This is a genomic window from Shimia sp. FJ5 (assembly GCF_032918335.1).
GTDB lineage: Bacteria > Pseudomonadota > Alphaproteobacteria > Rhodobacterales > Rhodobacteraceae > Shimia > Shimia aestuarii_A.
On sequence record NZ_JAWJUV010000002.1, the window covers coordinates 408,762 to 427,257 of the forward strand.

The window sequence follows — 18,496 nt, forward strand, 5'->3', positions numbered from 1 at the left end:
GATGGCGGATTTTCCAAACAAGGCCCGCGTGGTCATCATCGGCGGTGGTGTGGTCGGCACGTCGGCGCTCTATCACCTTGCCAAGAAGGGCTGGAGCGATTGCGTCCTGCTTGAGAAGAACGAACTGACCGCAGGCAGCACATGGCATGCGGCGGGCAATGTGCCGACATTCTCGACGTCGTGGTCGATCATGAACATGCAGCGCTATTCTACCGAGCTTTATGCGCGCCTCGGCGACGAGGTGGACTATCCGATGAACTATCACCAGACGGGATCGCTTCGCCTCGCCCATACCAAGGAGAGGGTGCAGGAGTTTGAGCGCGCCTGTTCGATGGGGCGGTATCAGGGGATCGAGATGGAGATGCTTTCGCCCGAGGAGGCGAAAGAGCGCTATCCGTTCCTTGAGACCCATGACCTCAAGGGCGTGCTCTGGGATCCATCGGACGGTGATATTGATCCGGCGCAGGTCACGCAGGCGATGGCCAAGGGCGCGCGGGACATGGGGGCGAAGATCATTCGTTTCTGTCCGGCGACGGGCGTGACTCAGGATGGCGAGGGCTGGATCGTGCACACGGATCAGGGCGATATCGCCTGTGACTACGTGGTGAACGCCGCCGGGTATTACGCGCAGCGCGTGGGCGAATGGTTCAAACCCTATGGCGGACGCACCGTGCCGATGATGGTGATGAGCCACCAATATGTCCTTACCGACGAAATCCCCGAGATCGAGGCCTATTCCAAGGACACGGGCAAGAAGCTCCCTCTCCTGCGCGATGTCGATGTGTCCTATTACTTCCGGCAGGAGAAGCACGGCTTCAACATCGGCCCCTATGAGCCAAATTGCCGGGCGCATTGGGACACGCCCGAGGACGAGATGCCGGAGGATTTCTCGTTTCAGCTCTGGTCGGATGATCTTGAGCGGATCGAGGATATCGTCGCCGACTCCATGGAACGCGTGCCGCTCGCCGCGAGTGCGGGGATTAGCCGGATCATCAACGGCCCCATTCCATACGCCCCTGATGGGTTGCCTCTTATCGGGCCGATGCCGGGCGTGAAGAACGCGTTCGAGGCCTGTGTCTTTACCTTTGGCATCGCGCAGGGCGGCGGCGCGGGCAAAGTCCTTGCGGAGTGGATCGTCGATGGACAGACCGAATGGGACATGTGGTCCTGCGATCCGCGCCGCTACACCGATTACACCGATCACGCCTATTGCGTCGCCAAGGGCATGGAAGTCTATGGCAACGAATACGCCATGCATTTCCCGCATCACGAATGGCCCGCTGGGCGCGACAAGAAGCTCTCGCCTGTGCACGAGAGGGTCAAGGCGTTGGGCGGTCAGATGGGGGCCTATAACGGTTGGGAGCGGGCCAATTGGTTCGCCAAGGAGGGCGACGACACCTCGGAAGCCGCCACCCATACATGGGAGCGCAACGGGCCTTGGGCCGCGCGCGTCAAGGAAGAGTGCGAGGCGGTGCGCGACCATTGCGGGGTACTCGACCTGCCGGGGTTCTCGCGGTTCGTTGTCAAAGGCGCGGGCGCGGCAGAGGCGTTGCGCGGGCTCGTGACCGGCGGTTTGCCCAGGGTGGGGCGGATGAACCTCGTCTATGTCGCGAATGACAAGGGCCGCATCCTGACCGAGATGTCCTGTATGCGTCATGGCGAGGATGAGTTCGTGATGATCACGGCGGCCGCGGCGCAGTGGCACGACCGCGATATCCTTCTTGCGGCGATGCCCGAAGGGGTCACGGTCGAGGACAAGACACGCGACTATGACACGCTGATTGTCACCGGGCCGAAATCGCGGGAGATTCTCGCGGGGCTTACGGATGCGGACCTGTCGCTTGGCTGGCTCAGCCATCAGGCGGCAAGCGTGGCGGGCAAGGCGGCGCATCTGGCGCGGGTGTCCTTCGCGGGTGAGCTTGGTTGGGAAATCCATGCGCTCAATGGCGATATGCCGACGATCTATGACGCGATCCTTGCCGCCGGGGCGAAACCCTTTGGCATGTATGCGCTCAACAGCCTGCGAGTCGAGAAAGGCTATCGCGCGTGGAAGGGCGATCTTTCGACGGATTATAGTCTTCTCGAAGGCGGGTTGGAGCGGTTTGTGAAGCTCGACAAGCCGCAGGATTTCCCGGGCAAGGCGGCGCTTCTCGCCGAGACAGAGGCCGGGGTATCGAAGCGGTTTGTGGCGCTGATCGTTGAGGCGGGCGACGCGGATGCGCCCTATATGTCCTGCATCTGGCATGGCGACGAGATCGTCGGCGAAACCACGAGCGGCGCGTGGGGCTACCGGGTCAACGCCTCGATCGCGCTTGGCATGGTGCGGGCCGATCTGGCCGCGCCGGGCACGGAGCTTGAGGTCGAGATTTACGGCACACGCTACCGCGCAGTGGTGCAGGAAGACCGCCCGCTTTGGGATCCCGAGAACGAAAGGCTACGTGCATGACGCAGATCATCCTCAAGGATGGCGGATCGGGTCAGGAACTCATCCGGCGTTCCTCTATGCCGCCGCATCCCTTGTGGTCCGCGAAGGTCATGATGGAGGAACCGCATCATGTGCAGGCCGTGCATGAGGCGTTCATCCGTGCCGGCGCAAAGCTCATCACGCTCAACACCTATACCGTCACGCCAGAGCGCCTTGAGCGCGAAGGGGTGGCCGAGATGTTCGCCCCGCTTCAGGCGCAGGCGGGCGATCTTGTGCGCCGCGCGATGGATGCGGTGGGGGTTGAGGGCGTGTGCGTCGCGGGATGCCTGCCGCCGTTGCATGGATCCTACCGACCGGACATGACGCGGAGCCACGATGACCTTCTCCCCGCCTATCGCGTGGTGGCAGAGGCGCAGGCGGCGCACGCCGATGTGATGCTTTGCGAAACGCTGTCTTCGATCTCGGAGGCGACGGCGGCGACGCAGGCCGGGGTTGAAACGGGCCTGCCGACCTACGTCGCGATGACGCTCAACGATGATCTGAGCGGCACGTTGCGCTCGGGCGAGCCGCTCGAGGATGCCTTGGATGCGCTTGAGGGGATGGGACAGGCGGGGGTCTTGCTCAACTGTTCCAAGCCCGAAGTCGTAAGCCGGAACATCCATACGCTCTTGGCGCGCGGAGGTGTCGTTGGGGCCTATGCGAACGGGTTTACCGGAATCGAGGCGCTCGAAATCGGCGGCACGGTGTCGGGCCTCAAGGCGCGCACGGATGTGACGCCGGAAATCTATGCCGACTATGCCATGGGCTGGGTCGAGGAAGGCGCGCGTTTCGTGGGCGGCTGTTGCGAGGTCGGCCCGGCGCATATTGCGAAACTGGCGCGGTGTCTGCTGGACGCTGGGCATGAGACTGTTGGAAACCTCTAAGGAGCCTTTGCCATGACACTTCCTGAAAAGGCCCGTGTGGTCATCATTGGCGGCGGCGTGGTGGGCTGTTCCGTGGCCTATCACCTGACGAAACTTGGCTGGAGCGATGTGGTGCTTTTGGAGCGCAAGCAACTCACCAGCGGCACGACATGGCACGCGGCGGGGCTTATTGCTCAGCTTCGCGCGACAGCGAACATGACCAAGCTCGCCAAGTATAGCCAAGAGCTCTATGGCGCGCTGGAAGAGGAAACCGGGGTGGCGACGGGGTTCAAGCGGGTCGGGTCGATCTCGGTCGCGCTCAACGAAGAACGCAAGGAAGAGCTTTTCCGCTCGGCAGCGATGGCGCGGGCCTTTGGCGTCGAGGTTGAAGAGATCAGCCCCGAGGAGGTCAAGGGGCGCTATGAACACCTCAATATCGAGGGGGTGACGGGCGGCGTTTACCTTCCCAAGGACGGGCAGGGCGATCCTGCGAATATCGCGCTCGCGCTTGCCAAGGGGGCGCGGCAACGCGGGGCGGTCGTCAGAGAGCGGATCTGTGTCACAGGTATCGCACGGGACGGTCGCAGGACCACGGGGGTTGATTGGGCCTCGGACGATGGCAAGGTTCAGGGGCATATCGCCTGCGAGCATATCGTGAACTGCGCGGGTATGTGGGGCCGTGAGGTTGGCGAGATGGCGGGGGTGAATGTCCCGCTCCATGCCTGCGAACATTTCTATATCGTCTCGGAGCCGATCAAGGGGCTGACGCAGATGCCGGTCCTGCGGGTGCCGGACGAATGCGCCTATTACAAGGAAGACGCGGGCAAGATCATGCTTGGTGCGTTTGAGCCGAACGCGAAACCTTGGGCTATGGACGGTATCCCGAAGGACTTCGAGTTCGACCAACTGCCTGAGGATTTCGACCATTTCGAACCGATCCTCGAAGCAGCGGTCAAGCGGATGCCGATGCTTGCCGAGGCGGGGATTCATACGTTCTTTAACGGGCCAGAGAGCTTTACGCCGGACGACGCCTATCACCTTGGCCTCGCGCCGGAGATGGACAATGTCTGGGTCGCGGCCGGGTTCAATTCCATCGGTATTCAATCGGCGGGCGGTGCGGGTATGGCGCTTGCGCAGTGGATGGAGGACGGGGCGAAACCGTTCGACCTTGGCGATGTGGACATCTCTCGGATGCAGCCCTTCCAAGGCAACAAGACCTATCTCTATGAACGCTCGAAGGAGACACTCGGTCTGCTTTACGCCGATCACTTCCCCTATCGTCAGAAAGCCACGGCGCGCGGGGTGCGGCGGACGCCGTTCCATCATCACCTCGCCGAGAATGGCGCGGTGTTTGGCGAGTTGGCGGGCTGGGAGCGGGCGAACTGGTTTGCCGAGGACGGGCAAGAGCGGGAGTATCGCTATAGCTGGAAGCGGCAGAACTGGTTCGAGAATGCGGCGCGCGAACACAGGGCGGTGCGCGAGAATGTGGGCATGTATGACATGTCGTCCTTTGGCAAAATCCGGGTCGAAGGGCCGGATGCCGAGGCGTTCCTGAACTACATCGGTGGCGGAGACTATTCGGTGCCGATTGGTAAGATCGTCTATACGCAATTCCTCAACCCGCGTGGCGGGATCGAGGCGGATGTGACCGTGACACGCCTGTCAGAGACGGCCTATCTTGTCGTGACCCCGGCGGCGACGCGGCTTGCGGATCAGACATGGATGGCGCGCCATAAGGGCGATTTCAATGTCGTCCTCACGGACGTCACGGCGGGCGAAGGGGTCTTGGCTGTGATGGGGCCAAACGCGCGGGCCTTGATGCAGCGCGTGTCGCCCAATGATTTCTCAAACGTCGCCAACCCCTTTGGCACGGCGCAGGAGATCGAGCTTGGCATGGGCCTCGCCCGCGCGCATCGGGTCTCATATGTGGGCGAGCTTGGGTGGGAGATTTACGTCTCGTCCGACATGGCGGGCCATGCCTTCGAGACGCTTTGGGACGCGGGGAAGGACATGGGGCTCAGGCTCTGCGGGATGCACATGATGGATAGCTGTCGTATCGAAAAGGGCTTTCGCCATTTCGGCCATGACATCACCTGCGAGGATCATGTGGTGGATGCGGGGCTTGGCTTTGCCGTGAAGACCGACAAGGCCGATTTCATCGGCAAACCGGCGGTTCTTGAGCGGAAGGAAAGCGGGCCGAAAGCGCGGATGGTGCAGTTCCTCCTCGAGGATGGCGAGCCGCTTCTCTATCACAACGAGCCGATCCTGCGCGACGGCGAGATCGTGGGACACCTTTCTTCGGGGAACTACGGCCATACGCTCGGCGCGGCGGTGGGGCTTGGCTATGTGCCTTGTGCCGGAGAAAGCGCGGCGGAGGTTCTGGCCTCGCGCTATGAGATCGACGTGATGGGCGCGCGGGTGCCAGCGAAGGCCTCGCTGCGCCCGATGTATGATCCCAAGTCGGAGCGGGTCAAAGTCTAACACCGTAGGCGATCAAGCCGCGTGATGATGCGGCTCACAGAAAAGCATGGTGTGGTTCGCGAAAAGGCTGGCATAAAGCGCGGACGTAACGAGGACCACCCATGTCACAGCCCACCAACAGCGATACGCCACAAGGCCTTGTCTATGCCATTACGGCCTATGTGCTTTGGGGGTTCCTGCCGCTCTACATGAAGGGCGTGGCGCATGTGCCGTCGGTCGAGATCGTGGCGCACCGGGTGATCTGGTCCGTGCCGGTGGCGGGGGCGCTCTTGATCGCGCTCGGACGGACGCGGGATTTGCGCGAGGCGCTCCAGAGCCCGCGGATGCTTGCCATGGCGTGCCTCACTGCGGCGCTCGTGTCGATGAACTGGGCGATCTATGTCTGGGCGATTGCCTCGGGCCATGCGATCGACGCGGCGCTTGGGTATTACATCAACCCGCTCTTTAGCATCCTTCTTGGCGCAGTGCTTCTTGGCGAGCGCCCCTCACGCGCGCAGATCGTCGCCATTGCGCTTGCTGCGCTGGGCGTGATCGTTCTCATTGTAGAGGCGGGCGAAGTGCCCATCGTGGCGCTTGGATTGATGCTCACATGGGGGTTCTACGCGCTGTTCAAGAAGTCCCTGCCGATTGGCCCGAACCAAGGCTTTCTCCTCGAGGTGCTTATCCTGACGCCCGTGGCACTCGCCTATCTCGGCTGGCTCGGCGCGACGGGGCAGAGCGCCTTTGGCGGCACAACCTATGACACGCTGATGCTCATGGGGGCGGGGATCGTCACGGCGGTGCCGCTTCTGTTTTATGCCAATGGGGCCAAGCAGGTGCGCCTTTCGACCATCGGTATCCTTCAGTATATCGCGCCGACGATGATCTTCCTGACGGCGGTGTTCGTCTTTGGGGAAGAGATCGACCAAGGCCGCGCGATGGCCTTCCCACTGATCTGGGCGGCGCTTGTCATCTATTCCTGGTCGATGTTGCGCCAGATGCGGCGCAGCCGTCTTTGAGGATCTCCGTGGCGAGCATCTCGGACCAGAGCGCGTAGGCCGCCTCTGAAGGATGAAACCCGTCGCGCGCCACGAGATGGGGTTCGAAAGGCAAGGCAAGGGGCAAGTGCGAAACTTCTTCGCGCTCTGAGGCCAGTCGGGCCAGTTCCGCATCAAGCCGCGCCGCCTGTTGACCAAGCACCCAGCGCAGGGGCTGGGGCAGGAGCGGGAAATGCTGCATCGGCGGCACGCCGGAAAGGACAAAGCGCCCGACGCCGTGACGCGCGCGCAAGGCGTCCATGAGGGCGATCTGGCGGGCGCGGAATGTCCTGGGCGCAGTCAGGCGGGTGGTGTCGTTCACGCCATGGATCAGAAGGGCCAGATCAAAAGGCCGGTCGGGCAGCTTCGGACGTTTGGCCAGTGAGGTCTTGGTGGTGGCGCTGGTTTCCCCCTCGAGATGCCAGTCGAGTGTGACATGGGCCGACAGTGCGCGGGCGAGGCAGCCAGAGAGCGCGGTGTCTTGTGTCTCGGCCCCAACACCGGCGGCAGAGCTATCCCCAAGGATCAACAGGCGCAGGGGAGGGCCGGTGCCACGCGTTCCAGAGCGGGGACCGGGTGGCTCGGGAAGACGTTCAGCCCGCAGGCCGACCCAAAGCGCCTGCGCCGCCAGGAGCGGCGCAAGCGGGTATCTCAGGAGGCGGTCAGCCTCAACCGCCATGGATCAGCGCAGCCGCATACCGTTGTTGAGCACCTGACCGTCCGGCGTCACCTCAAGCACCGTGATGCGCGCGTCTTCGCCGCCTTCCGGGTCGCTGGCGCTAAACATGCCGAGCATCATCAGGCCGCCGTTGATCTGATCCTCGGGCATGCCGAGTTTCACAAGCTTCTGCGCCAGAGCGTTGAGTCCCTTGGCGCGCAGGGTTAGCTTGCCTTCGGGGCGCGGCAGGCCGTCAAAGCTCTGAAGGTCGGTAAGGTCAAAGGTAAACGCTCCTTCGCCCGTCACCTCGGCCCCGGCGGCGGAAATGCGCAGTTTGTTAAGCTGGGCGCTTTCGGGTTCGACGGGTAGGCCGGAGAGTGCATCAACCGCCGACTCGACATTGGCGAAGTCGAGCCATTCGACACGGTGACGGATATCTGCGGTGAGCTCGAGGCTCAGATCAGCAGGATCACGCGGCAGGATGCCGGTCGGATCGAACATGCCCCAGAGTGTCTCATCCGGTGAAAGGCCCACGAGGTCGAGCTTGACCTCGGCGGGGGCGAAAGCGTCGTCCATGAGAAGCGGCGCGCGCATGGTGCCGGACACCGAGTCGATGTTGGCGCCAAACATCATGCCGCCCATCGTCGGCATTTCGATCTCGAGGCGCAGATCTTCGGAGGGGCCTTCGATCAGGACGCCCGTGTCATCAAGCGAGAAGGTGGTCGCGTAGGAGGCGGCCGTGACACGCTGGCGGGCGATCACCGCGCCGTCCTTGGCCGAGACCTGATCGGTGCGATACCCGGTCACGTCGGCGGTGCCAATCGCGGACAAACCGGAACGCAGCGCAGAGGCGAGGTTCACGAGGTCGATGCCGCCTGCGGGGATCACCGTCTTGCCTTCGGCGGTCAGGCTATCGCCGCCCGAGCTGCTCTTAACTTCGACGCGACCATCCTCGTCCTCGAGAGACATGGACTGGCTGGCGGTGAACTCATGCGCGCCGATCGAGATACGCGAGTCGGCCTTGAGGCCGGACGCAAGGGTTTGCGCCGAGCTTCCCGTCACATCAGCCAGAAAACCGCTTGCGCTATAGCTCTCGAGGCCTTCGGGCAGGTTCGGCACATCGAGTTCCACGCCGATCCGGTCGGCGGCATAGTCGAACGTGATCTCGCCGGGTTGGCCAGAGGCCGTGCTGACGAAGTCTTCGAGCGTCAGATTGATGTCGCCACCAAAGGTCTCACCCTCTTTCGAGGTGTAGGTTACCTTCACCATCATCTCGGACGGATAGAGGAGTGTCACAGTGCCTCCGGATCCTTCGCGAAACTGCACGGCGCCAAGATCAAGATCAAGCTTGCCCGCGTCAAAGGGCAGGTCGAGGGCGAAATTCATGTCGCTGACGCTCAGGGTATCGCCTTGCTCGGAAGTCGCGCCCTCGAGCGTGCCGCCGTAGAGCGTGGAGACATCCTTGAAATGCTGCCAGACATCCGCCGGGGCGAGATCGGCAAGGGCGGCACCGGGGAGGAGGGTCGCTCCGAGAAGAACGGCGCGCGGCAAAGAGGCGGAGAGGACGGTCATCGGCAGAAATCCTGTAAATCACGAGGGAAACGAATACCCTCAACCTAAGATCAGGCCGGGGCATATGCAACTCTGCGGGGCGGTGCGAAATCAGCCCAGGGCGTCTCGATAGGCGAGGAAACGCGGATCGGTCGAGATGCGCGCCATCATCGCTTCGCGTAGGGCACCGATGGATTTGTAGGGACGCATGACGACCTCGAATATCTCGATCAGCCCGTCCTCGTTCAGGGTGATGAGATCGACGCCAACCGCGTCAAGATCGCCAATGCGGCATTGAAACTCGAGCGCCCAATCGTTGCCCTCGCCCATGACGCGGCGATAGGAGAAATCCTCGAAAATCTGGCCCACATGGCCGAGGATGGCGGCGGTCGGTTCTGCGCCGGTCCATGTCTTGTAATAGGTCGGCGGCATGAAGCGGCAATCGGGTGCGAGAATCTCGATGATCTTGGCGTCATCGCCCGAGGCGACAATCTCTTTCATTCGTTCGATGGTCGGGTGCATGGGGTCTCCTCCTGCCTGTAGTCTGCCCGAGCACCGCGTCTAGGCAAGCCTGACGTCGGGTTGCCGCGCGTCGGTGTAGTCTCTATTGCAGGCGGCATGACGCTTTCTTCGGACTATACCCCGCCACAAGACCCGCTCGACGTGCTCCACGAGGATCACGAGTTGCTCGTGGTGAACAAGCCATCCGGCCTCTTGTCCGTGCCGGGCAAGGGAGAGCATCTTGCCGACTGCCTTCTTGCGCGGGTGCAGGTGGCCTTTCCGACGGCGCTTCTTGTGCATCGGCTTGATCGCGATACGTCAGGTGTCATGGTCTTTGGCCTGACCCCCCATGCGCAGCGTCACCTTGGGCTTCAGTTCGAGAAGCGCATGACCAAGAAAACCTATGTCGCGCGCGTCGATGGGCGGCTCGAGCCGAAGCAAGGCACGGTGGACCTGCCGCTGATCGTCGATTGGGAGCGCCGCCCACGCCAGAGGGTCGATCACGAGAACGGCAAACAGGCGGTCACGGATTGGCGCGTGGTGAAATACGGCGAAGACGAGACCCGCGTGCGACTCATGCCGAAGACCGGGCGCAGCCACCAGCTTCGGGTGCATATGCTTGCAATGGGGCATGTGATCCTCGGCGATCCGCTCTATGCCGAAGGCGAGGCGTTGAGCCGGGTGGACCGTTTGATGTTGCATTCCGAGGAATTGCGCTTGCGCCATCCCGATGGCGGAAATGGCATGCGGTTTCGGGCCAAGGCGCCGTTCTAAGCGGGGCCAGGGGCTTTGCCCCTCTTGGCCGCGGGGCGGCCAATTCACCCCAGGATATTTGCGGCAAGAGGAAGATCACGCCTCGGCGTGGATCGTTTTCCAGGTGGCGGGCAGAATATCGGGATTCTTCATCGACGCGACCGCGAACCACGGCGAGGGCGCGGTGACGATCTTGGCCGGGTTGCCGTTGAGCCACGCGCCCCACCAGCTAAAGGAGCTGTTGGCGATGATGTTGTGGTCGCAAAGGCTCATCAGGCGCAGGTCTTCGTAGTCCGTCGCCGGGCCATTGAGATCGACTACGATCTTTTCGCAAGGCAAAGGCAGGTTCGCCTTGGCCCAGTCGGGATCGTCGGAGAAGACAAACACTGTTGGGGCGTCCTTGAGCCCTGCCGTGATGTGGGCCAATGCGGCGTTGTAATAGGCCTCGGAACAGACCCCATGCGCCCCAAGCGCGAGGTAGTCGCCGCGTCGCACATGCAGCGAAACAGCCGTGGCCGCCGCGATCTTGTCGGCAATGGCGGCGTTTTCCGGTGAAGGCGCGGGCACCGGGCGGAACACGGTGCGGATATGATCCGCGATGGGGGCGAAATAGCGCTCGGACTGCCAATAGCCGTGCAGGTAGGTGCCATCGCCCCATGTCGCGAAACCGGGGTTGTAGCCAAGTCCGTCCTCGCGCTGAAACCGGGGATTGCGCCCGAGCGCCCGCCAGAGGCCATAGCGCAGGGCGCTTTCGTGTTTCGCGGGGGGCAGCGCCTTGGGGGGGGCGAGATCAAGGTCGAACACTTCGGTCAGGCGGCGGGTGCCGCGATGGTCGATCACCCGGAAATCCATCGCCAGATCGGTGCCAAGCCGCGCTGCGAGCGCCTTGCCTGCGGCATATTGGAACATCTGGTTGCCGAGGCCCCCGAAAGCGCGTGCGAAGATCATTGTCAGCCTGCCTTCCTATGGCGTAATACAAGGGCTTGTCGGCGCGTGTCGCGAAAAGCCCGGAGGAACGGGTTTGCACGATCCGCTTTAGCAAAACCCGCCTTGAACAGCGAGGTGGAAAACGGGGGCAGGGATGAGTATTGGCAGCGAGTTGCGGAAAGCCTGGCGGATCCTGACCGATCCGGCCTATCGCGTGTTCCGAGCGGATTACAAAGCGTTCCGGGCGGCGCATGGGCGTGGCACACCGGAGAGCTACACCGGCCTTTTGCCGGGCGATGTCGTGCTCGACGTTGGCGGCTATCATGGCGACTGGGCCGAGGCGATGGCGGCGCGCTATGCCGTCAAGGTCCATGTGTTCGAGCCGCACCCCCGGTTTGCCGAGATGATCGCGGATCGTTTTGCCGGACGTGAGGACGTGGTCGCGCATGGTTTTGCCATTGGCAGCAGCAATTGCGAATTGACCCTGTCGGACGATGAGAACGCCTCTTCCGCTTTTGTCACGGACGGGCCAACTGCCAAGGGCGTCGTGCGCGATGTACGCGAGGTGTTTGACGAGCTTGGGATAGAGCGCGTGGCGGTGGCGAAGATCAACATCGAGGGCGGGGAATACGATCTTCTTCCTGCGCTGATCGACGCCGGTCTGATTGACCGCTTCGACCGTCTCACCGTGCAGTTCCACAAGTTCAGCGAAGGCGACAGGGCGCGGCGCGATGCGATCCGCGAAGATCTCGCCAAGACCCATGATTGCGTTTGGTGCTACCCGTTCATCTGGGAAGAATGGCACCGGCAGGGGCTTGGCGTCTGAGCAAAGAAAAACGCCGGGGAAAGCCCCGGCGTTCTTGTTTTCCTGAAGGGTGGGATCATTCCCACGGACAGCCCGAGATCGCCTTGACCTCGCAGAATTCCTCGATCCCCCAGAGACCGCCTTCGCGCCCATTGCCGGACTGTTTGTAGCCCCCAAAGGGCGAGCCATTCTGACGGCCGACACCGTTGGTCTCGACCATGCCGGAGCGCACGGCGCGGGCCACGCGCAGGCGTTTGGCGTCATCGCCGCTCTGGATGTAGTTGGTCAGGCCATAGACCGTATCATTGGCCATGCTGATCGCCTCTTCCTCGCTGTCGAAGGGCGACATGGCGAGAACCGGGCCAAAGATTTCTTCGCGGTAGATCGTCATGTCCGGGGTCACGTCGGCAAAGACGGTCGGGCGCACGTAATAGCCCTTGTTGACGCCCTCGGGACGGCCAAGGCCTCCTGCAAGAAGGGTCGCGCCTTCCTTGATGCCAACCTCGATCAGGCCTTGGATCTTGTTGAACTGGGCCTCCGAGACGACCGGGCCGATATGGCGGCCGCTTTCGCTTGTCGGGCCGACCTGCGTCGCCTCGGCGGTGGCTTTGGCTTCTTCGACGGCTTGGGCATAGCGGTCCCGTTCGACAAGCATCCGGGTCGGCGCGTTGCAGGACTGGCCCGTGTTGTTCATGCAGTGTTGTACGCCGCGCTTGACCGCCTTCTCGTCGGCATCGGCAAAGACGATATTGGCGCCCTTGCCGCCAAGTTCGAGGCTGACACGCTTGAGCGTATCGGCAGCGGCCTTGGAAATCGCGATCCCGGCGCGGGTCGAGCCGGTGAAGGACACCATATCGACATCCGGGTGCGCGGAGAGCTGTGAGCCGACGCCGACGCCATCGCCGTTGACGAGGTTGAAGACGCCTGCCGGAATGCCCGCGTCATGCACCATCTCGGCAAAAAGAAGCGACGAAAGCGGCGCGATCTCGGACGGCTTGAGAACCACGGTGCAGCCCACGGCCAATGCCGGGAACACCTTGAGCACGACTTGGTTCATCGGCCAGTTCCATGGCGTGATGAGCGCGCAGACGCCGATCGGCTCAAGACGGGTGCGGTCGACCTCTTTATAGGGGGTTTCGGCCTCGAAATCGGCCAGTGCCTCGAGGAAGCCGGCCATGTGCCATGCCCCTGCGCCCCATTGACCATTGGTCGCGAGATCAACCGGCGCGCCCATCTCAAGGCGCATTGCCTCGGCCATGTCGTCGCGGCGCTCTTTGTAGATCTTCGACAGGTTCTTCAGAAGTGCGATCCGTTCGCTCATCTCGAGCGCGGCCCAACCGGGGAAGGCCGTTTTCGCGGCGGCGACGGCGGCGTCGGTATCGGCTTGGTCCCCGAGGGAAATCACCGCGCAGGTGTCTTCGGTTGCGGGGTCAATCACGTCCATATCGCGCGGGGCTGCCGGGTCTACCCAGGCACCATTGATATAGAATTGGCGTTTCTCGATCATCGGGGTCTCTCCATCCATTTGCGCACAGTTTGACAGCGCCCCAAATCGCTCGCAAGGCTTGGTCACGCCGCGTCACAAATATTTTGATCAAATCATTGTGGTGATGCCTTGTTCGCGACATTGTGTCCCGATAAGCGGGAAATAGAACAGGGCGCCTATACATTGCCTGTTTAGAATGTATCTAAACAGGCAAAGGCCACCACGAACTTAACAACTTCAGGAGATCTCCACATGGGTCTGCGCATCAACGACATCGTCCCGAACTTCACCGCGGAAACCGATCACGGGACGATCACGTTCCATGACTGGATCGGCGACAGCTGGGCCATTCTCTTCTCGCACCCGAAAGACTTTACCCCGGTCTGCACGACCGAGTTCGGCGCTGTTGCACAGCTTGCCGACGAATGGGAACAGCGCGGCGCCAAGGTCATTGGTCTCTCGGTCGATAGCGCCGATGAGCACGTGAAATGGAAAGCCGACATTGAAGGCTATGCCGACGCAAAAGCGGGCTTCCCGATCATCGCCGATGAATCGCTCGAAGTGTCCAAAGCGTTCGACATGCTTCCGGCCGAAGCCTACCTTCCCGATGGCCGCACCGCTGCCGACTCTGCCTCGGTGCGTTCGGTGTTCATCATCTCGCCGGATAAGAAAGTTCAGCTCATCATGACCTACCCGATGTCGGTTGGTCGTAACTTTGCCGAAGTGCTGCGCGCCCTTGATGGCCTTCAGCGCACTTGGCAGCAGCCGCTCGCGACCCCGGCGAACTGGACCACTGGTCAGGACGTGATCGTGGCGCTTGGCCTCAACGATGAGGAAGCCAAAGCGAAATACGGTGAATTCGACGCAAAACTGCCGTACCTGCGCTTTGCCAAGAACCCCTCGTAAGTCCGGGTTTCAGGCTTGAATTGAAAGGCGGGGGCTGCGGTCCTCGCCTTTTTCTTTTGTCAGGTGGTTTGTGGACGCTTGGCGATGGCGCGACGATAGCGTGCACGCAGAACCTCAGCGCGAAGTTTTTGACCAAGACTGCGGGATTTGCTCTGCACGGTTGAGCCGGTGCTGGGGAAAACCTTCTCGGAGCAGCCATTGGGCAAGATGGTTTCGATGGTCTGTCCCGACACCCAATGCATTTGCAGGAAGCTATCCACGGGGCGGTCGAGCCGCTCGGTGCAAGACAGCAGCCGTTTCGCCGCTGCGCGCCCGACAAGCTGTGCGGTGGTCTGAAGCCCGATGCGGCGCGGGGTAAAGAGCGTGAGAGAGTCTTCGCGATCCGTCACCTGTGTGACCGGCTCGCGGTCTTTCGGGGGGATGCGGATGAACCGTTCGGGATCGGCGTGCCGCTCAAGTAGGCGCAAGAGGGCGTCGCGCCTCGCAGGGTCGATTTCGAGATCATCCTCTACAATCAAGGCCGCGTCCCAGCCTGCGTCCACAATCCGCTGCCACGCTTTGCGATGGCTCAGGAAACAGCCGATCTCGCCCCCGGCAATCGGAAACGGGTAGCGCGGCTTGAAAAGCGTGCCGGGTCGCACATCGACCGTTGCCTGCACCTCTGGCAGGCGCCCATCCACCGCCTCGAGCACTTCTGCCCCCGGCAGATCGGTCAGCAAACGCTCCACGGTCTCGCGGCGTGCGGTGCTTTCGGACATATGGATGATGAGGCTATGCATGTCTGCGTCTTACTCTTGCCCCGGCCAAAGAAAAAGCCCCGACCGCGTGGGCCGGGGCTTTCCTATCGCTTGGAAGGAGAGGATTAATCCTCTTTCTTCTCGCGTTTTTCCTGAGCGATCTCTTCGCCGGTTTCCTGATCGACGACTTTCATCGACAGGCGGACCTTGCCGCGATCATCAAAGCCAAGCAGCTTCACTTTGACTTCCTGACCTTCCTTGAGAACGTCCGACGGATGGTTCAGGCGGCGGTTCTCGATCTGGCTCACGTGGACGAGGCCGTCCCGCTTGCCGAAGAAGTTCACGAAGGCGCCGAAGTCGACGATCTTCACGACCGTGCCGGTGTAGATCTCACCAACTTCCGGCTCAGCCACGATCGCGTGGATCATGTCATAGGCTTTCTGAATGGCTTCACCGTTCGGCGAGGCGATCTTGATGATGCCTTCGTCGTTGATGTCGACCTTGGCGCCGGACACTTCCACGATCTCGCGGATGACCTTACCGCCCGAGCCGATCACTTCGCGGATCTTGTCGGTCGGGATCTGCATCGTTTCGATACGCGGTGCGTGGACAGAGAAGTCCGCAGCGCCCGAAAGCGCCTTGTTCATCTCGCCAAGGATATGCATCCGGCCGTCTTTCGCCTGGGCGAGGGCCTTCTCCATGATCTCGGGTGTGATGCCTGCGACCTTGATGTCCATCTGCAGCGAGGTGATGCCGTTCTCGGTCCCTGCGACCTTGAAGTCCATGTCGCCGAGGTGATCCTCGTCGCCAAGGATGTCGGTCAGGATCGCGTAGTCGCCGCTCTCCTCGAGGATCAGGCCCATCGCCACACCGGCCACGGCCGATTTGAGCGGCACACCCGCATCCATCATCGACAGCGAGCCGCCACAGACCGACGCCATCGACGACGAGCCGTTGGATTCGGTGATCTCCGACACGATACGGATCGTGTAGGGGAAATCCGTCGCCGCAGGCAGAACCGCCTGAAGCGCGCGCCATGCGAGTTTCCCGTGACCGATCTCACGGCGACCCGGAGGGCCCACGCGACCCGCTTCACCGACCGAGTAGGGCGGGAAGTTGTAGTGCAGCAGGAAGTTCGATTTGAAGTTGCCGTGCAGCGCGTCGATGAACTGTTCGTCGTCGCCGGTGCCGAGCGTGGTCACCACGAGACCCTGGGTCTCGCCACGGGTGAACAGCGCCGAACCGTGGGTCCGCGGCAGCAGGCCGGTTTCGCAGACGATGTCACGCACCTTGTCGAGCGGGCGCCCGTCGATGCGCTTGCCGTCGTTGACGACAGAGCCGCGCAGGATCGAGGACTCGAGCTTTTTCAGCGCGGAGCCAAGGTTGGCATCCTCTTGCTGTTCTTCGCTCAGAGCTTCGATGATGGCTTGCTTGGCAGCAGCAACAGCGGCGGTGCGCTCCTGCTTGTCAAGGATCGCATAGGCGGCCTTCATCTGCTCTTCGCCCGCGGCTTTCACGGCCTCGAACAGATCGGCGTAATCCGGCGGTTGGAAGTCGAACGGCTCTTTCGCGGCTTCTTCGGCGAGCGAGATGATCAGGTCGATGACCGGCTGAATCTGCTCATGTGCGAAGGTCACGGCGCCAAGCATCTCGGCTTCGGTAAGCTCGTAAGCTTCCGATTCAACCATCATGACGGCGTCCTTGGTGCCGGCGACGACGAGGTCGAGACGCTGGTCAGGGTTGTTGCGCAGATCCTGCATGTCGTCCACGGTCGGGTTCAGGACGTACTCGCCATCCTCGAAACCAACGCGGGCACCGGCGATCGGGCCCATGAACGGTGCGCCAGAGATGGTCAGCGCGGCCGAAGCGGCAATCATGGCAACGATGTCAGGATCGTTGACGAGATCGTGGCTCAGCACGGTGCACATCACGAGGACTTCGTTCTTGAAGCCGGGCACGAACAGCGGGCGGATCGGACGGTCGATCAGGCGCGCGGTCAGGGTTTCTTTCTCCGTGGGGCGGGCCTCACGTTTGAAGAAGCCGCCGGGCACCTTGCCGGCAGCATAATATTTTTCCTGGTAGTGGACGGTCAGGGGGAAGAAATCCTGACCCGGTTTCGGCGACTTGGCAAAAGTCACGTTGGCCATGACCGAGGTCTCGCCAAGGGTGGCGATGACCGAGCCATCGGCCTGACGGGCAACCTTGCCCGTTTCCAGCGTGAGCGTTTCTTCGCCCCACTGCATGGTCTTCTTCGTTACGTCAAACATCTAGCGTATCCTAATTGGGAGCACTCCCGGGCGTTCCCGGGTCTCCCGATTTGCATGGCGGCCCCATTGCCGCCGACCCCTTCTATCATTTCCTTCACGGTGCCGGGGTCCGGGCACCACGTCTCAGATAGCGGGGCCATATAGGAAAAAGGCCCCTTTGGAAACAGGTTTTTCCTTGTTGCCATAGTGCGCTTGCCTGTGTGGACACGCGGAAAATGGGGCGAAATTCGTGAACACTGTGTTTGCGCGAAACGGGTGGATTTTCCGCCGGGTTCTGCGGATGATGCGCGCATCGGGCAACGCTCAAGGACCAGAAGACCGCCATGAAACCCATCTATTTCGCCCTCGCTCTCGTGACGTTCGTTCTTGCGGGATGCGCCGAAACGGCCCGCGCGCCCGAGACAAGCGATACTGTGTCGCGCAACGCAAGCCCGCGCATCCTTGCCATGGGGGATAGCCTGATGGCGTGGCACGGGCTTACGGGGCAATCCATCGCCCATTCCGTCGCGCGCGAGCTTGGAGAGCCGGTGCGGAACAATGCGGTGCGTGGCGCGCATGTGCTCTATAACTTGCCGATCTCTGGCGCGATGGGCATGAAAATCGCGCGCCAGTTTGACGAAGGCGATTGGGATTGGGTCGTGTTGACCGGGGGCGGTAATGATCTCTGGCTCGGCTGTGGTTGTCGCAAATGCGAACGCAAGCTCGACAAGCTGATTTCGCGCGATGGGCGCAAGGGTGCTATTCCGGGGATGCTCGCCAAGATCCGACAGAGCGGCGCTCGCATCATCTATGTGGGCTATCTGCGCAGTCCGGGGATTGATTCCGGCGTCGATGAATGTCGCTCGGAGGGGGATGTGCTTGAGGGCCGTATCGCGCGGCTCGCCGACTATGCCGACGGTCTTTATTTCCTATCGCTTCAGGATCTCGTGCCGCATGGCGACCGGAGCTATCACGGCATCGACATGATCCACCCTTCGGTCAAGGCATCGCGCGAGATTGGCCAGCGCGTGGCCGAGTTGATCCGGCAAGAGGACGCGGCGCGCGACTGACACATCGTTGAAAGTGGCGAAACGAAAAACGC

General features: G+C 62.0%; 15 protein-coding genes. 8 read left to right on the forward strand and 7 right to left on the reverse strand.

Translation table 11 applies throughout. From position 1 onward, the window contains the following. Position 1 precedes the first annotated feature (1 nt). From R1W01_RS08490 to rarD, 4 genes are all read left to right on the forward strand, one after another. Positions 2-2,446 (forward strand): FAD-dependent oxidoreductase, encoded by a 2,445-nt coding sequence (locus R1W01_RS08490; RefSeq protein WP_297754279.1) that lies wholly within the window; start codon positions 2-4, stop codon positions 2,444-2,446. After that, positions 2,443-3,348: a homocysteine S-methyltransferase family protein gene (locus tag R1W01_RS08495; protein WP_243611831.1), complete on the forward strand. Its 906-nt coding sequence runs from the start codon at positions 2,443-2,445 to the stop codon at positions 3,346-3,348. The genes R1W01_RS08490 and R1W01_RS08495 overlap by 4 nt, the downstream gene beginning before the upstream one ends. A gap of 12 nt (positions 3,349-3,360) precedes the next feature. Continuing rightward, positions 3,361-5,808, forward strand: a complete 2,448-nt coding sequence (locus R1W01_RS08500) for an FAD-dependent oxidoreductase (RefSeq protein WP_297754275.1) — start codon at positions 3,361-3,363, stop codon at positions 5,806-5,808. A gap of 101 nt (positions 5,809-5,909) precedes the next feature. Further along, positions 5,910-6,806 (forward strand): EamA family transporter RarD, encoded by an 897-nt coding sequence (rarD, locus tag R1W01_RS08505; RefSeq protein WP_297754272.1) that lies wholly within the window; start codon positions 5,910-5,912, stop codon positions 6,804-6,806. Here the strand turns inward: rarD and R1W01_RS08510 are convergent. From R1W01_RS08510 to R1W01_RS08520, 3 genes are all read right to left on the reverse strand, one after another. Continuing rightward, positions 6,757-7,503 (reverse strand): SGNH/GDSL hydrolase family protein, encoded by a 747-nt coding sequence (locus R1W01_RS08510; protein WP_297754269.1) that lies wholly within the window; start codon positions 7,501-7,503, stop codon positions 6,757-6,759. The two genes, rarD and R1W01_RS08510, sit on opposite strands and share 50 nt — an antisense overlap. 3 nt (positions 7,504-7,506) lie before the next feature. After that, the gene (locus tag R1W01_RS08515) at positions 7,507-9,054 is read right to left on the reverse strand and encodes a DUF2125 domain-containing protein (RefSeq protein WP_297754265.1); all 1,548 of its coding nucleotides are present in this window, start codon (positions 9,052-9,054) and stop codon (positions 7,507-7,509) included. 90 nt (positions 9,055-9,144) lie between these two features. Further along, entirely contained in the window at positions 9,145-9,555 is a 411-nt protein-coding gene (locus R1W01_RS08520; protein WP_297754262.1) for a nuclear transport factor 2 family protein, read from the reverse strand. 96 nt (positions 9,556-9,651) lie between these two features. Here R1W01_RS08520 and R1W01_RS08525 point away from each other — a divergent pair, with 96 nt between their 5' ends. Next, entirely contained in the window at positions 9,652-10,308 is a 657-nt protein-coding gene (locus R1W01_RS08525) for an RluA family pseudouridine synthase (RefSeq protein ID WP_297754259.1), read from the forward strand. 75 nt (positions 10,309-10,383) lie between these two features. Here R1W01_RS08525 and R1W01_RS08530 read toward each other — a convergent pair whose 3' ends face one another. Continuing rightward, positions 10,384-11,235, reverse strand: coding sequence for an alpha-1,2-fucosyltransferase (locus R1W01_RS08530; RefSeq protein ID WP_297754255.1), 852 nt, complete (start codon positions 11,233-11,235; stop codon positions 10,384-10,386). A gap of 133 nt (positions 11,236-11,368) precedes the next feature. Here R1W01_RS08530 and R1W01_RS08535 point away from each other — a divergent pair, with 133 nt between their 5' ends. Then, entirely contained in the window at positions 11,369-12,040 is a 672-nt protein-coding gene (locus tag R1W01_RS08535; protein ID WP_317275194.1) for an FkbM family methyltransferase, read from the forward strand. A 55-nt stretch (positions 12,041-12,095) separates the two neighbouring features. Here the strand turns inward: R1W01_RS08535 and R1W01_RS08540 are convergent, their stop codons facing one another. Continuing rightward, entirely contained in the window at positions 12,096-13,526 is a 1,431-nt protein-coding gene (locus R1W01_RS08540; protein ID WP_297754249.1) for an aldehyde dehydrogenase family protein, read from the reverse strand. A 231-nt stretch (positions 13,527-13,757) separates the two neighbouring features. On the opposite strand from R1W01_RS08540, the gene R1W01_RS08545 reads away from it, so the two are divergent. Beyond that, positions 13,758-14,411 carry a peroxiredoxin gene (locus tag R1W01_RS08545; protein WP_243611841.1) on the forward strand — a complete coding sequence of 218 codons (654 nt, stop codon included), beginning with the start codon at positions 13,758-13,760 and terminating at the stop codon, positions 14,409-14,411. A 59-nt stretch (positions 14,412-14,470) separates the two neighbouring features. Here the strand turns inward: R1W01_RS08545 and R1W01_RS08550 are convergent, their stop codons facing one another. Together R1W01_RS08550 and pnp are read right to left on the reverse strand one after the other, a co-directional pair. After that, positions 14,471-15,190, reverse strand: a complete 720-nt coding sequence (locus R1W01_RS08550) for a glycosyltransferase family 25 protein (RefSeq protein WP_297754244.1) — start codon at positions 15,188-15,190, stop codon at positions 14,471-14,473. An 83-nt stretch (positions 15,191-15,273) separates the two neighbouring features. After that, positions 15,274-17,415 carry a polyribonucleotide nucleotidyltransferase gene (pnp, locus tag R1W01_RS08555; RefSeq protein ID WP_297754241.1) on the reverse strand — a complete coding sequence of 714 codons (2,142 nt, stop codon included), beginning with the start codon at positions 17,413-17,415 and terminating at the stop codon, positions 15,274-15,276. A 323-nt stretch (positions 17,416-17,738) separates the two neighbouring features. Here pnp and R1W01_RS08560 point away from each other — a divergent pair, with 323 nt between their 5' ends. After that, positions 17,739-18,464: an SGNH/GDSL hydrolase family protein gene (locus R1W01_RS08560; RefSeq protein ID WP_243611844.1), complete on the forward strand. Its 726-nt coding sequence runs from the start codon at positions 17,739-17,741 to the stop codon at positions 18,462-18,464. Positions 18,465-18,496: the final 32 nt, after the last annotated feature.